Origin of the sequence: Collinsella sp. LCP19S3_D3, assembly GCF_052121455.1 — a bacterium.
GTDB lineage: Bacteria > Actinomycetota > Coriobacteriia > Coriobacteriales > Coriobacteriaceae > Collinsella.
Genome location: NZ_JBQKEF010000030.1, coordinates 1 through 12,260 on the forward strand (window position 1 = coordinate 1; position 12,260 = coordinate 12,260).

Sequence of the window (12,260 nt, forward strand, 5' to 3'; positions counted from 1 at the left end):
GCGCCCCCGGTCCCCGGGGCGCGGCCCTCTTGCTTAAACTGCTCAATTTTTCGTGCTCACGGTGCTCATTTCCCAGTGATCACTCGGACCACTTCTTAGTGAACATCAACAAGGCCGCGGCGCACGCGTCCTCCCCGAGGGCGAGGAACGCGGCATGCGACCTGCGGGCGGAGTGGCGGGTCGCCGCCCGGCCCGCGGCGCGCTTCCTCGGCCTGTAGCCGACCTTGCGCCTGAGCTCCATGTTGGTCATGCCGTCGTAGCCCGCCGAGACCCAGCGGTAGATGGTCGACGGCGACAGGTCCACCGGGCCGCCGTTGCGCGCCGCCATCTGCTCGGGCGACAGCCCCCGGCGCAGGCAGTCCCTTATCGCCTCCAGCCTGGCCGCCGCGGCGGGCTCGTCGGCGTCTATCCCGCGCCTGGACGAGACGAGGACCGAGTCGGCGCACAGCTGCGCGGCCCGGGCCTCGTAGAAGACGTGGGGGCGGCGCTTGCAGCCGATCGCGCGGTACCGGCCGCAGCCGTTGCAGCATCGCGGCCACGCCGCCAGGCGCGGGCAGGCCGCCGACAGGTCGGCGGAGGCGTCCACGCGCTCGCCGCGCCTGGCCTTCGGCGCCGTCACGAACCTGTGCGACGCCACCTCGGCGCTCACCGTCGAGGGCGACCTGCCCAGCTCCCTCGCGATCTCCCTGCACGACGCCCTGCGCTCCAGCATCCTCTGGACCGTGTCCCGCTCGTGCCTCGTGAGCCTTCCGTAGGCCCTCGGGACCGCCCTTGCGGAGCCGCTCTTCTTCTTTCCGGATATGCCGTCCTCCGATCTCCCGGGGCCGGCCGATCCGGCCCTCAGGGTATCGGGTTCCCACATTCATCCGCACATGTACGGATGAATGTGGGAGGTGTTCGGATAAAGTTGATAATCAAGGGACATTCGGAAACACACTCGTTGTTGGGGTATTGTCCGGTTTGTTATTAAGCTATTAAATTATAATATGGTTCAACAGAAGGCGTGAACAGCTCGCCGTTGATATCTTTGCCTCTGTAATTAAGTGGTTCAAGTAATTATTGGTATTTACGGGTATCTTTCGGTATGTCCGTTGTTCTTTGCGCCTGTTATGCCTTGCTTGAGGCGATTTGCCTCTCGTGAAGAAAGGTTGATGATGGCCAAATCCTCAGATAATTGCCTAGTCAGGGTTAACTATCCTGATATAGATATTATGAAACTCTTGATGGCATTTCTTGTGGTCGAGATTCATGCGAGGCCATTGATGAACTTTGCTTTGGCTCAAAAGATTCTCGATGGCATTGATGTAATTGCGGTGCCGTTCTTTTTCCTCGCATCTGGATTCCTCTGTTTTCAGGGGCTTGACGCAGGCGATTTTAGAGACGCATCTTCTGCCGCTTTCATTCGGGTTCGAAAAACGATCTTTAAATTGATACGGTTGTATTTGACTTGGACGCTGTTCTTTCTTCCATTAACGATTTTCGGAAATATGCTCGAAGGAAATAGCCCTCTTCGTGCTATTTTGTATTTTGTTCGCGGTACGCTTTTTATTGGTGAGAATTATTATTCATGGCCATTGTGGTATCTGTTGGCAAGTGCTGTCGGCTTCGCCCTCATTTATTATTTGCTTCGGGGGGGGTCGAGTTTACTAGAATAATCTTCCTTTCTTTTTGCCTTTTGCTTATCGGTTACTGCATCTCTTTCGTGCAGGGTTGGGAAGAGGCCCCTGTATGTCTTTCGCTCCCGTGCAAGGCTTATTCATTTTTGTTTGGTAGTTCGCGCAACGGGTTATTTGAAGGATTCTTTTACATTGCGTTGGGTGCCTCGTTCGGCTTGAGGTTGGATTATCTTGATGAAACGCCCCTCCTGTTTGATTTTGCGCTTGCTGCGCTAGGGCTTGCTGGAAATTATCTGGTGAGCAATGATCCGCATTTACCGTTTTGTGCGGCTGCGAGCATTGGCCTATTTTTACTGTCAATTCGTCGACACGGGGCGTGTTTAAATTCATACGCCGTGGCGCGGCATATTAGTACGGTCGTTTATCTTGTGCATATGTATTTTATCGTTGTGTTTGTTTATGGGTTTGACGGCGGCGCGAATCCCAGTCTCTACGCGAATGACGTTAATCGGCCACTGCTCTATCTGTTCGCTATTTGCGGTTCGCTCTCGGTATCTGCTTTGGTGATTTTGGCTTCTAAGAAATTGCCAGCGGTTAAAACTATCTTCGGGATTTAAATTGATCGTTTGCTGAGTGCCTCGATTCCGCTATTGCTACTTCCTGCCCAAGGACACCAAGCAGCTGCTGGCCAACTACAGGGACGTGCCCCAGAACCTGATCGAGGCCATCGTGGACGCCAACCGCACCCGCAAGGACTTCGTGGCAGACGAGGTGTTGCAGATGGTGTGGGACCGTGTCTACGCCGGCAAGGAGAAGTCGGTCGTGGGCGTGTACCGCTTGACGATGAAGTCCAACTCCGACAACTTCCGCGCGAGCTCCATCCAGGGCGTCATGAAGCGCGTGAAGGCCAAGGGCGTGCCCGTGGTGGTCTACGAGCCCACACTGGACGCGCCGGAGTTCTTCGGCTCCGAGGTGACCCACGACCTGGAGGCCTTCAAGGCCGGCTGCGACGTGATCGTCGCCAACCGCTGGATGACGAGCTCGCGGACGTGGCGGACAAGGTATACACGAGGGATCTGTTTAAGCGGGACTAGGGGAGAGGATTCCCGACCGCGATTTTTAGCCTTATCTATGAGTCGCATTGTCAAGAAAGAGGTCATATCGGCTAACGCCGATATGACCTCTTTTGGTATAAGACTGATTCCTTTTGCAGCTGGTGAGCCATGCGTTGTATATAGCACGTTAAGCAACGAACTCCATTTTCCCTGCATTTAGCCTTGAGCATCAAGAACGGAGCATCGCCCGTGCTGCAATCGACTTCGTCGGGCCTCTTGATCCAGTCCGACAGGCTTCCTCATGCGGGGCTTTCCTGAAGATTTACTCGGTGTCCTTGCAAAAGAATCGTATGCAATACCGAGAGGCTCAGGCTACTGTAATGTGTGCTGCTTTTCGTGTGTCCTCATTAAGCAAGTAGATACAAGAGTCGACTTAATTGAATTGCCCGATCCGGGCCTTAACCTTGGTTCATGGATTGTTGTTATTGACAATCCCTGTGAACTTATATCTAGGCTTAGGACAGCCGTTCTGCAATTGGGTTATGACCTTGTAGCTGCTCCGGTTGAATATAGGGATAGCGTTCAGTTGAATCCCTCGGAAGTCGTTAAATCAACAGTGGATTTAAAATCTCATAATCCATTACCTGCTTATATGGTTTTTCCAAATGGGATTCCACATTTTAATGCAGGAGTGTTTGTAAAGAATGTTCGTTATGCAAACCAAGCTGAATGGCGTATCGCCGTTAATAGGAATGAACGCTCATATGAGCCTCTAATTCTTAAGCTTGGCGATCTAACTGATATCGCTCATTTGACTAGGAGAACGGAGCTTGCTGAAGATTTGCAACGGGTGCGCGGTTGTTCGGTTCCCTATTTGACTCGGGGGTGCTTTGGAACGAAGACTTCTCAAGAACTATCTCAGGATCTCTTTGAGTTGGGAAATGAGGAGGTCTTTATTACGCTGACGATTGGATAGCGCACAATAAGCGAGGATAGAGGTAATGGACTGGTGACCGCTCTTTGTTAAATAGACGCTAGGGGGTCGCCCCTACACCAACATTTTCGGCACGAATGCCTTTCACCGACTGGCAAAACGATTTACGCCTAATTTTGGGAGCCGATCACAGGTTTCCTTCTTCGCCCGATATCTGATCTCGCTACACTAATAACTGCTGCTACAAGGGCATTTCCAGTAGCAGCTTCCATTGGCTCTTGCGAAGATCGGAGCGGTTATGTTTGCCACCGCGTTCCACACCAGCCGACACTACATCCTGTTTACTGCCATGGCCTGCCTATGCGTTTTGCTGGGCGGGCCTTCTTATGCCGCGGGCGCGGAGAGCCTGTTCATTGCGGGCGCCACGTACTACGAGCCGGGCGTGTCGGGCCCCGGTTGGGCTTGGACCGATGACGGCCACCTGGAGCTTAACGGCTACGCTGGCGAGGCCATCGGCGCCGACGGCGACCTGGTGGTGACGCTGACCGGGCAGAACACTGTTGTCGAGACGAGCGCGCCCGACGTGGACATCTCGCGTTGCGGCATGGAGGTGTGGGGCAATCTGACGCTCCGCGGCATCGGGTCGCTGACGGCCACGGGCTCGCAGTGCGGAATCTACGTGTCGGGGGCGCTCGCGGTGGACGGCTGCAAGGTTGAGGCGCGGGCCGACGGCGACGGCATCGCGGATGCGCGGGTGGCCGGCGTGATCGCGGACAGCGTTGCCGTTCGCGGCGGCGGGCGCGTTGTCGCCGCGGGCGCGGGCTCCGGGGCGAGCGTGAGCGCCTATGGTGTGTGTCTGCTGGGCGGGGCTGCTGGCGGTGGTACGGCCGGGCAGCTTGCCGTCGATGCGTCCTGGCTGGATGCGTCGGGTGCCGACGGGGGCGTCGCCTGCCTGGGCGGGTCGCTTGCATCGTCGCGCTTTGTGGCGCCTGCGGGCGGGGCCTTTGGCGCGGGCGGCGTGGCGGATGCCGACGGGTCCGTGGCGGCGCATGTGACGATCGAGCCCGTGGATACCACGGCGCCGGCGGGGGAGACCGGTGGGCCCGATGCGCCGGGCGATGGCCCGTCCGCCCCTGGCGCTGACCCCGCTACCGGCGAGCCAGCTGCGAATCCGTCGACGAACCCCACACAAAAGCCCGCGGCCGCGACTAAGGCGGTGACCACGCCCACAGTGGCCAACACCACGGCCGCCAAGGCCTCTAGGCCCAAGGCCGCCACCGCGACGACCGCCTCGCTCCCCAAGGCCGGTGATAACTGCTGGATCGCCGCATCCCTAACGCTAATCTTTCTCGGAATAGCGCTCCTATGCGCCGCGATTCGCTGCTAAGGCGCTCGATTTCCGGATTGCTCCTGAGTGAGGGTATTGGCTTACGCCAATACCCTCACTCTCTTTGAATAGGGAAGCTTCTACGATGTCGATTGTTTGTAATCATCTTTTCTATACTTGTATGTACGTTATACTAAGGTTGTACTCACGCTATTGAAAGGACTTATAAATGGCAAGCTCAACATTAACCATCAGGGTTGACGACGACCTTAAGCGCGAGGCGGCAGAAGTGGCCGATTACTATGGGCTTGACCTATCATCCGTTACACGCGCTTTCTTTAAGCAAATGGTCAACACTCATCGCATCCCGTTGACCTTTGCTCCCGAGGAACCCAATGTCGAAAGTCTCGAGGCCATTCGCGAAGGAGATGCATTCCTGGCATCCGGTAAAAAAGGACGTTTTGACAACGGTGCCGATCTGATCGCTGCGGCGATGGCGCAATGAGTACGCTGACCGCTGAGTTCTCTGCAGCTTTCTCACGCGATTTAAAGAAAAAAGCAAAGCGCCGGAATTGGAATCTGACAGAGCTTCAAAAGCTAATTGACCTAGTGCTGCAGAATACACCTGAGTCAACAGAGATATTAAAGCGACGCCATAATATGCACCGGCTAAACGGCAACTGGAGCGGACGAAACGAATGCCATGTAGCAAACTCCGGTGATTGGCTTGTCATATGGTCATCAAACGAAGAGGTGGCATTCTTTGAGCGTACGGGCACCCATGACGAACTGTTCCGATGACATCCTTTGGTTCAACACCAGTAAAGCTATTCGAGTTTAAGCAATTCATTTCCTTATTGTTTAACTGTGATAGCTACTTAGCTGCAAAATGACTCGCTCATAGAGCCGGCGTATGGCTATACGCAATCAGGTTTTCCTTTCACCGACTGGCAAAACGATCTACACCTAATTTTGGGAATCAATCACGGGCTGTTTCCCTGCTCGTAGTCTGATCTCGCTACACTAAAAACTGCTGCTACCAGGTAGTTTTCTGGCGCCGTTTCTATTGGCTCTTGCGAAGATCGGAGCGGTTATGTTTGCTGCCGCGTTCCGCACCAGCCGTCACTACATCCTGTTTACTTTCATGGCCTGACTATGCGTTTTGCTGGGCGGGGCCTTCTTATGCCGCGGGCGCGCGGCCGGGCTGGTTTCCGTCGATGCGTCCTGGCTGGATGCGTCGAGCGCGGGCGGCGGCGTCGCCTGCCAGGGCGGGACTCCTGCATCCGCGCGCTTTGTGGCGCACGCGGGCGGGGCCTTTGTCGCAGGCGGCGTGGTGGATGCCGACGGGTCCGTGGCGGCGCGTGTGACGATCGATCCCGTGGATGCCACAACGCCGACGGGGGAGACCGCCGGTCCCGATGGGCCGGGCGATGGCCCGTCCGCCCCTGGCACCGATCCCGCTACCGGCGAGCCAGCTGCGAATCCGTCGACGAACCCCACACAAAAGCCCGCAGCCGCGACTAAGACAGTGACCACGACCACAGTGGTCAACGTCACTGCCGCCAAGGTTTCTAGGCCCAAGGACAACACCGCGATTTCCTCATCACTCTGCAAAACCAGCGACAGCCATTGGATAGCCGTGTCCGCATTGCTGTTCGTGTTGGGAGCAGCGGTTCTTAAAGCTGCACGCCGTTGCTGATGCTCCCGATTTCTGGATGTGCGGGAAAACCGGAGCCCGCCGAGCGCAAGCCCAATTTCTGTTAATAAAACTGCAGGTCGCGAAAGCGCAAAACCGGGGTCTGGTCGGCAGAACTCGGTCCCCACCACTTCTGGACAAGGCCAGCTGTCAGAGTTCGTGTCTTATGGGAATAATTTAATTCACGCCGCGTTACGTCTAGACTGCTCCTTATACTCGAATATAACCACTAAGGAGGTAGTCATGTTTTGGAGCTATGTTCAGCTTGATGATGGCACTCAATTTGCCTACTCAGAGACAAGAGAAGACGGAACCGTTCGCGTGGCCGTCGAGCGCCCGGTTGACTTTGGCTTTGACCATGCGGAATGCTTCTTGCCTGCGGTCAAATGGTTCAACGTCGAAGGATTTACTGCTGATGACCTCAATTTCTTGACTGAATTCGTTAGATCAAACGCCCCGTTTATCTTCGAGCTCGCCGAACGCCAAAAAGGCGGACCGGCGGTGGCATAATGCCTCGAGTTCTTATTTTTGGGCAGTACGTTCTGTTCTTTTGGATTGCGGAAAACGGAGAACCAATTCACATACACGTAGGTGTAAAGAGGGCGGCTGCTAATTCGACCAAGTTTTGGCTGACGAAAGAAGGCGGATGCAAACTTGCCAACAACGAGAGCAAGATTCCGGCTAAGGATCTCAGGGATCTTTCAAAATTAATCACCATGAATCATCAATTCATATGTGACAAGTGGTGCGAAACCTTTGGTGATGATTCGCTGACGTTCTACTGTTAAACGCCCAATTGAGACATGGTTTCACTTGCTGACATATCATCTGCGGCCTCCCGCGTGCTGGTTCAATACGACGTCAGCGAGGCATATTTATTTGGTTCGTTTGCCCGAGGCGAGCAAACGCCTGATAGCGATATTGACTTGCGACTAGTCTGCGGCAACACCATGACGTTCGGCGCGCGTTACGAACTCTCCCATGAGCTCGAGAAGGAACTTGGGCGAAAGGTTGATATCGTCACCAACCCGCCAGAGCACATGCACCTGCCCTTCCGCAAAAGCATCGAACAGGATGAGGTGTGCATCTATGAAGTGCTGTAGCAGGTAGAGGCGTCGGTGTGCTCCAGTGTGGTCGGCAAGTCTGAATTTTGCCGCATACTTCCGGATTCGGAGAGTCTTAGAAGTCAGTATTGAACTCAAACTCCGTTCCATGCCCCCTCTTGCTCTTTGAATACAGGTATCGCCCTAGCGATAGCGTGCTATACTATCGCTGGGGCGATACCTGTTAGGAGACTCGCGTGGAACTGTGGCATGGTTCTCAGAAGATTATTGAGACTCCCCAGCTTGGCCTGGGGAAAGTCCATAACGACTATGGACAGGGATTCTATTGCACAGAGAGCCTCGACCTTGCAAGGGAATGGGCATGCTCCAGGGACACAGATGGCTTTGCAAATCGATATGAACTCGACATGGCCGATCTCAAGGTACTCGACCTGCTATCGCCGCAATATTCAGTTCTGCATTGGATAGCATTGCTTGTAGAGCATCGTTCATTCCGAAAGGACACCGCCGTCGCTGTGGGGGCATGCGAATACCTTCGCGATCATTTTTTGCCTGATGCTAACGCTTACGATGTGATTAGAGGGTGGCGTGCGGATGACTCGTACTTCAGCTATGCCAGGGCGTTTGTAAACAATACGATCACCATTGACCAGCTCGGTCGAGCGATGAGGCTCGGTAACCTTGGAGAACAGATTGTGCTCAAAAGCGAGCGCGCGTTTAAGAGCATTCGTTTTGCTGGATTTGAACGTGCGCCACAAGCTCTATATGGCCCATTGGCCAAGGACCGAGATGAGTTGGCAAGGGCGCAGTATCGGGAATTGCTTACTGAAAACCCGTTTGAGGGAATTCGTATCGTCGATATCGTTCGAGAGGGGATGACAGAAAATGACCCACGCCTACAGTGAGATGTATCTCGAGGATGCCATGAGAACGCTGGGCGAGGCAGTCGATTTCGCCCTCTGCGACCAAGGGCTGAGTCCTGTCGAACTAACGACAATCCTATTGAATTCTCTCGAGATGAGGCAATTCGAGCGTGGTGTGGCGCGCGTTGTCTGCGGCATGTCGGGTGACGAACTTGCGCGTGAAATAATTGCCAGTGCAGGACTGAAACCCGCAGAATGTAGGGAGAGCTATCCGCTTGATCGTTCGCCTCAGTATTGGGCGGGCTGGGTTTTGGCCTATACGCAATGGATGTGCAGCCTGGACTTTAATGAGCTACTCGAAGTCGCTCCGCTCGATTGGATTATCGGTTCGTATTCCCCGCTTCACGAGGCGTCGGAAGATACATTCGCAGAGATAGTCATCGATAAATGGAACAAAGCCCAGGCAGACAAAAAGGGCCTCAAAGCTGCACGAAAGGCGGCCGGCCTAACGCAAAAACAGCTCGCCGTCCAATCGGGGGTTAAACTTCGCGCTATACAGCTCTACGAACAGAATCAGCTGGATTTGCGCCGCGCCTCGGTCTCTTCGGCATTGGCGCTCGCAAACACCCTAAACTGCGCCATCGAAGACCTCGTCTGGCAACCGGTCGCCCTGGAGTACGACTCGCGGGCCATTCCGTCCGTAAAGCTATAGAGGAGGCAGTCATGCCTTGGAACTACGTTCAACTAGATGACGGCGCCAATCGCGTTGCTAAAGAAGGTCATTCAACTGCACACGAGGCAAATTCACCATCACCGATTTTGCTCGACGGCGTCACGTCTATCGATGAAGCTATTCGACTGACCATTGAGGGCATGCCCAACGCGCTCAGGCTCTTGGAGAACTCATGATGGCGGATACGCAGCGGAGCGCTCATCCGTTCGCGCCGCTCGTGCTTGATGATGCCGGTTCGCTCGAAGCTATGGCCGCGGCCGTAATGCGCCTACACAGTATGCTGATGACGGTCGGGCGCTGCTATACAACCGACGCCACAGGCGGCCGGGCCGCGCTTGAGCTTGGACGCGTCGAGTCCGTGCTTGCGGGTGCATTCTGTATGATATTCGGCCAATCGCCGGCCGACCGCTTCGCAGACATCTTTGACCAGGTCACCTACGTGGCCGAGCACATGGTCAAGGACCACATCTTTGAGGACGGTAACAAACGCACCAGCCTTGTCTTTGCGTTGTCCGTCCTAAGGTTCGCAAGCACTCCGGTCGTGCTGTCCGATAGCCCCGAGCCCAAAGACAACCAGTACTACGCCTGGATCCAAGACCTCGTATCCGGAAACCGCTCTCGCGCCGATCTCGCGGAAGAGCTTAGGCGCAATTGCGTTGTGTGTCTCGACTGCGCTTCGCCCGTATAGAATCAAACCTTCCGCACGCTGGTTACTGAATGGGTTGGACACCGCATGGAACTCCCTAGCACCCTGTGCAGCAATGCCTACGACTTTGCGTTTTGTCCCGAGCCCTGCTACGACCGCTGGTTGACCTCGCCGATCCCGAGGACTGGGGTCCCAGTAACTGCAGCCTCAAAACTACCTGTCGTTTTCTTTTAGACGCGCGGTGTTCCTGACCGAGCGCGACGCGGACCAGACCGCCCCGCAGCTAGCTACACGCTCGCGGTGCCTCAGTTTTACGGCGGCCGGATTCAGCTGCTCCTGCCGCTGTTCCTGACCGGCGACAAGCCCGAGCTGGCGCTGACCATCCAGCGCGAGGACGGCTTTTACGCCGCGCGCACCTGCCTCACACTCGACATGGCTTACAACAACGCGCGACTTATCTGCCGCCTCGCGACTTCCTGGATTAAGCGATAAATGGCTGTTTAGCTGTGGGTTTGCCGGTTACCTTGGTTGCTTTGGCTTGGCTAGCACCCTCGAATTTTAAATCGAGGGCAAAAAGTTCTTGGTAAACCACGTGCGGCTATGTTAGTATCTCTTTTGCCGAAAGGCGACGGGCGATTGGCTCAGGGGTAGAGCATATCCTTCACACGGATGGGGTCACAAGTTCAAATCTTGTATCGCCCACCATCAAAAGCACAGGTCAGAGGTGTTAAGCCTCTGGCCTTTTTCTTTTTGACACCAAGGGTGGCACCAAAACTGACACCAAAATCGAATCGTAGTCGTATAAGGCGTCATTTTTTTCGCGCCCTTTTTGCTGATGCTATTGCATGTTTTGTATAAAACGCATGCGTATTTTCATTGAATTCCCCATCTGATTCGAGCGCAAATGTGGAGACAGGGACCACACGCCCAGGGCTCCTTCCAGCGGATTTCTATCATACGATGTTTTTCGGCAGAACTCGTCAAGCTATTGGTTTGCTTCCGGTACTTACCCGCATGATGGCCCAGTAGATAATCGGCCATGCCCGTGATCCGCACGGCCCGCGGCCGAAACCAGGGGAGGCGCAAATGGACGAAATCGTCTGCGCAAACACCGCATTCCGCTACTGGCGCTGCCCGCCGCAGGTGCGCGATCTCTACCCGCGCTTGCCCAACTCCGAAGACGGCTGGCGAGCTCTATCCCAAGCCCCTTTCGTAACCGACGTCCTCAAGACCCCGATTATTACCACAACAGTGCCCGGTGGCGTTAACTACCATTCGGGATTACGGACGTCAATCCACTGTGATGATGCTTCTGGAGTGGACAGCACGCTGGAAACAGCGATGAACTTTAGGGTTACCAATCCACTTGCGACGCTATTTACCATGGCGCGCTTTGTGTCTTTAACCGATCTTGTCCTTGCCATGTACGAATTCTGCGGATGGTTCTCAGTCTTTGAGCCCACCGCCGCAGCAGAAGCGGAACTAGGCAAAGCCAAAGACGCTGCCGAGAATGCAACGACCGAATCCCTCTTTGACCTTGATGAAAGCCAAGACGAGCCACAATGGAAACGCGTTTATGCTCGCATAAAAGTCAAGGAACAGGTAAATACGAAGGGGACCAACGGACAAAAGAAGACGAATGAGGTCACAAGGCTAAAGGGCACTTCGCTCTGGATGAGGAAGCCGCTCATTGAATTACACGAGCTTCATGAGTACGCCAGTAAGATGAAAAAACGAAAGTGGGGTACGAAGTTTTACAACGCCGCGCAGCTGGTGACGGGTATAGCCGCTTCTCCGCTCGAAGTTGCAGGAATTTTATTGCTATCGCTTCCTCGCTCTCGCGGCGGTGCCGGTTTTAGAAACGTTTACGTCAACGACCTTACGCCGCTTACCGCATCGGCGCAGAGCATTGCAGGGCAAAAAGTCTGCTACGGGGATATCGTGATTGTGAATCCGACCATAATGAAGGCAGGCATCGTGGAGATTCAGGGAGAGGTCATCCACGGATCAGGCGCCGTGCTCGACCACGATGCCAAACGCATGACGGCGCTGCAAAGTATGGGGTATGACGTCTTCCTGGTTACACACGACATGCTCAACGATGCCGAACAGCTTGATGCGATCGTGCGAAGTCTTTGCTCGCGTTTGGAATTGCGCTATAGGTGCAAAACTAGGGCGCAAAAGACGACGGAAATGGAGTTACGAGCCAACGTGCTGTGCAATTGGCTGGAAATCGATCGTTAAACGGGTGCCTGCTCACTTCCGGGCGCCCTCGGCCGGCTGCCCTCGACGCTGCCGCCACGGATGCGGCCCATCTACTACGTTT

Annotated in this window: 17 protein-coding genes, 1 tRNA gene and 1 pseudogene; 18 read left to right on the plus strand and 1 reads right to left on the minus strand. The window is 55.0% G+C overall.

Annotation, left to right across the window (positions count from 1 at the left end):
• Nucleotides 1-79 precede the first annotated feature (79 nt).
• A complete protein-coding gene (locus tag ACTQXM_RS08535; RefSeq protein WP_441547643.1) occupies nucleotides 80-862 on the minus strand; it encodes a helix-turn-helix domain-containing protein in 783 nt (260 codons plus the stop codon).
• Between the two features lie 292 nt (nucleotides 863-1,154).
• Here ACTQXM_RS08535 and ACTQXM_RS08540 point away from each other — a divergent pair, with 292 nt between their 5' ends.
• The 18 genes and pseudogenes from ACTQXM_RS08540 (at nucleotide 1,155) to ACTQXM_RS08625 (ending at nucleotide 12,178) form a co-directional block, all read left to right on the plus strand.
• Nucleotides 1,155-1,655, plus strand: coding sequence for an acyltransferase family protein (locus tag ACTQXM_RS08540; protein WP_441547644.1), 501 nt, complete (start codon nucleotides 1,155-1,157; stop codon nucleotides 1,653-1,655).
• A gap of 20 nt (nucleotides 1,656-1,675) precedes the next feature.
• Nucleotides 1,676-2,233, plus strand: coding sequence for a hypothetical protein (locus ACTQXM_RS08545; protein WP_441547645.1), 558 nt, complete (start codon nucleotides 1,676-1,678; stop codon nucleotides 2,231-2,233).
• 16 nt (nucleotides 2,234-2,249) lie between these two features.
• On the plus strand, nucleotides 2,250-2,891 hold the full coding sequence (locus tag ACTQXM_RS08550) for a UDP binding domain-containing protein (RefSeq protein WP_441537604.1): 642 nt from the start codon (nucleotides 2,250-2,252) through the stop codon (nucleotides 2,889-2,891).
• A gap of 81 nt (nucleotides 2,892-2,972) precedes the next feature.
• The gene (locus ACTQXM_RS08555) at nucleotides 2,973-3,647 is read left to right on the plus strand and encodes a hypothetical protein (RefSeq protein ID WP_441537603.1); all 675 of its coding nucleotides are present in this window, start codon (nucleotides 2,973-2,975) and stop codon (nucleotides 3,645-3,647) included.
• A 256-nt stretch (nucleotides 3,648-3,903) separates the two neighbouring features.
• Entirely contained in the window at nucleotides 3,904-4,992 is a 1,089-nt protein-coding gene (locus tag ACTQXM_RS08560) for a hypothetical protein (RefSeq protein WP_441537602.1), read from the plus strand.
• A gap of 169 nt (nucleotides 4,993-5,161) precedes the next feature.
• Nucleotides 5,162-5,437: a type II toxin-antitoxin system RelB/DinJ family antitoxin gene (locus tag ACTQXM_RS08565; RefSeq protein WP_427729109.1), complete on the plus strand. Its 276-nt coding sequence runs from the start codon at nucleotides 5,162-5,164 to the stop codon at nucleotides 5,435-5,437.
• Nucleotides 5,434-5,733, plus strand: coding sequence for a type II toxin-antitoxin system YafQ family toxin (locus ACTQXM_RS08570; protein WP_427747403.1), 300 nt, complete (start codon nucleotides 5,434-5,436; stop codon nucleotides 5,731-5,733). Before ACTQXM_RS08565 ends, ACTQXM_RS08570 begins: the two co-directional genes overlap by 4 nt.
• A gap of 361 nt (nucleotides 5,734-6,094) precedes the next feature.
• The gene (locus ACTQXM_RS08575; RefSeq protein ID WP_441537601.1) at nucleotides 6,095-6,631 is read left to right on the plus strand and encodes a hypothetical protein; all 537 of its coding nucleotides are present in this window, start codon (nucleotides 6,095-6,097) and stop codon (nucleotides 6,629-6,631) included.
• Nucleotides 6,632-6,871: 240 nt separating this feature from the next.
• Nucleotides 6,872-7,138: a hypothetical protein gene (locus tag ACTQXM_RS08580; RefSeq protein WP_427729114.1), complete on the plus strand. Its 267-nt coding sequence runs from the start codon at nucleotides 6,872-6,874 to the stop codon at nucleotides 7,136-7,138.
• Nucleotides 7,138-7,416: a DUF4160 domain-containing protein gene (locus tag ACTQXM_RS08585; protein WP_154516508.1), complete on the plus strand. Its 279-nt coding sequence runs from the start codon at nucleotides 7,138-7,140 to the stop codon at nucleotides 7,414-7,416. Before ACTQXM_RS08580 ends, ACTQXM_RS08585 begins: the two co-directional genes overlap by 1 nt.
• Before the next feature lie 15 nt (nucleotides 7,417-7,431).
• Nucleotides 7,432-7,731, plus strand: a complete 300-nt coding sequence (locus tag ACTQXM_RS08590; protein WP_441547646.1) for a nucleotidyltransferase family protein — start codon at nucleotides 7,432-7,434, stop codon at nucleotides 7,729-7,731.
• 197 nt (nucleotides 7,732-7,928) lie between these two features.
• Nucleotides 7,929-8,597: a DUF3990 domain-containing protein gene (locus tag ACTQXM_RS08595; protein WP_441537599.1), complete on the plus strand. Its 669-nt coding sequence runs from the start codon at nucleotides 7,929-7,931 to the stop codon at nucleotides 8,595-8,597.
• Complete coding sequence (locus ACTQXM_RS08600; RefSeq protein WP_441537598.1) at nucleotides 8,578-9,267, plus strand: helix-turn-helix transcriptional regulator; 690 nt, start codon at nucleotides 8,578-8,580, stop codon at nucleotides 9,265-9,267. The genes ACTQXM_RS08595 and ACTQXM_RS08600 overlap by 20 nt, the downstream gene beginning before the upstream one ends.
• Before the next feature lie 11 nt (nucleotides 9,268-9,278).
• Nucleotides 9,279-9,464 (plus strand): hypothetical protein, encoded by a 186-nt coding sequence (locus ACTQXM_RS08605; RefSeq protein ID WP_441537597.1) that lies wholly within the window; start codon nucleotides 9,279-9,281, stop codon nucleotides 9,462-9,464.
• Complete coding sequence (locus ACTQXM_RS08610) at nucleotides 9,464-9,976, plus strand: Fic family protein (RefSeq protein WP_441537596.1); 513 nt, start codon at nucleotides 9,464-9,466, stop codon at nucleotides 9,974-9,976. The genes ACTQXM_RS08605 and ACTQXM_RS08610 overlap by 1 nt, the downstream gene beginning before the upstream one ends.
• A 249-nt stretch (nucleotides 9,977-10,225) precedes the next feature.
• Nucleotides 10,226-10,426: pseudogene (locus tag ACTQXM_RS08615) on the plus strand (DUF3825 domain-containing protein); the annotation flags it as partial.
• 138 nt (nucleotides 10,427-10,564) lie between these two features.
• Nucleotides 10,565-10,639 (plus strand) — tRNA-Val (locus tag ACTQXM_RS08620).
• A 381-nt stretch (nucleotides 10,640-11,020) separates the two neighbouring features.
• Nucleotides 11,021-12,178 (plus strand): hypothetical protein, encoded by a 1,158-nt coding sequence (locus tag ACTQXM_RS08625; RefSeq protein WP_441537595.1) that lies wholly within the window; start codon nucleotides 11,021-11,023, stop codon nucleotides 12,176-12,178.
• Nucleotides 12,179-12,260 lie beyond the last annotated feature (82 nt).

What these genes read in the sequence shown, in the direction of transcription:
- ACTQXM_RS08535 (WP_441547643.1), bottom strand. Translation starts at nt 862, where the DNA reads ATGTGGGAACCCGATACCCTGAGGGCCGGATCGGCCGGCCCCGGGAGA.
- ACTQXM_RS08540 (WP_441547644.1), top strand. Translation starts at nt 1,155, where the DNA reads ATGGCCAAATCCTCAGATAATTGCCTAGTCAGGGTTAACTATCCTGAT.
- ACTQXM_RS08555 (WP_441537603.1), top strand. Translation starts at nt 2,973, where the DNA reads ATGCGGGGCTTTCCTGAAGATTTACTCGGTGTCCTTGCAAAAGAATCG.
- ACTQXM_RS08560 (WP_441537602.1), top strand. Translation starts at nt 3,904, where the DNA reads ATGTTTGCCACCGCGTTCCACACCAGCCGACACTACATCCTGTTTACT.
- ACTQXM_RS08565 (WP_427729109.1), top strand. Translation starts at nt 5,162, where the DNA reads ATGGCAAGCTCAACATTAACCATCAGGGTTGACGACGACCTTAAGCGC.
- ACTQXM_RS08570 (WP_427747403.1), top strand. Translation starts at nt 5,434, where the DNA reads ATGAGTACGCTGACCGCTGAGTTCTCTGCAGCTTTCTCACGCGATTTA.
- ACTQXM_RS08580 (WP_427729114.1), top strand. Translation starts at nt 6,872, where the DNA reads ATGTTTTGGAGCTATGTTCAGCTTGATGATGGCACTCAATTTGCCTAC.
- ACTQXM_RS08585 (WP_154516508.1), top strand. Translation starts at nt 7,138, where the DNA reads ATGCCTCGAGTTCTTATTTTTGGGCAGTACGTTCTGTTCTTTTGGATT.
- ACTQXM_RS08590 (WP_441547646.1), top strand. Translation starts at nt 7,432, where the DNA reads ATGGTTTCACTTGCTGACATATCATCTGCGGCCTCCCGCGTGCTGGTT.
- ACTQXM_RS08600 (WP_441537598.1), top strand. Translation starts at nt 8,578, where the DNA reads ATGACCCACGCCTACAGTGAGATGTATCTCGAGGATGCCATGAGAACG.
- ACTQXM_RS08605 (WP_441537597.1), top strand. Translation starts at nt 9,279, where the DNA reads ATGCCTTGGAACTACGTTCAACTAGATGACGGCGCCAATCGCGTTGCT.
- ACTQXM_RS08610 (WP_441537596.1), top strand. Translation starts at nt 9,464, where the DNA reads ATGGCGGATACGCAGCGGAGCGCTCATCCGTTCGCGCCGCTCGTGCTT.
- ACTQXM_RS08625 (WP_441537595.1), top strand. Translation starts at nt 11,021, where the DNA reads ATGGACGAAATCGTCTGCGCAAACACCGCATTCCGCTACTGGCGCTGC.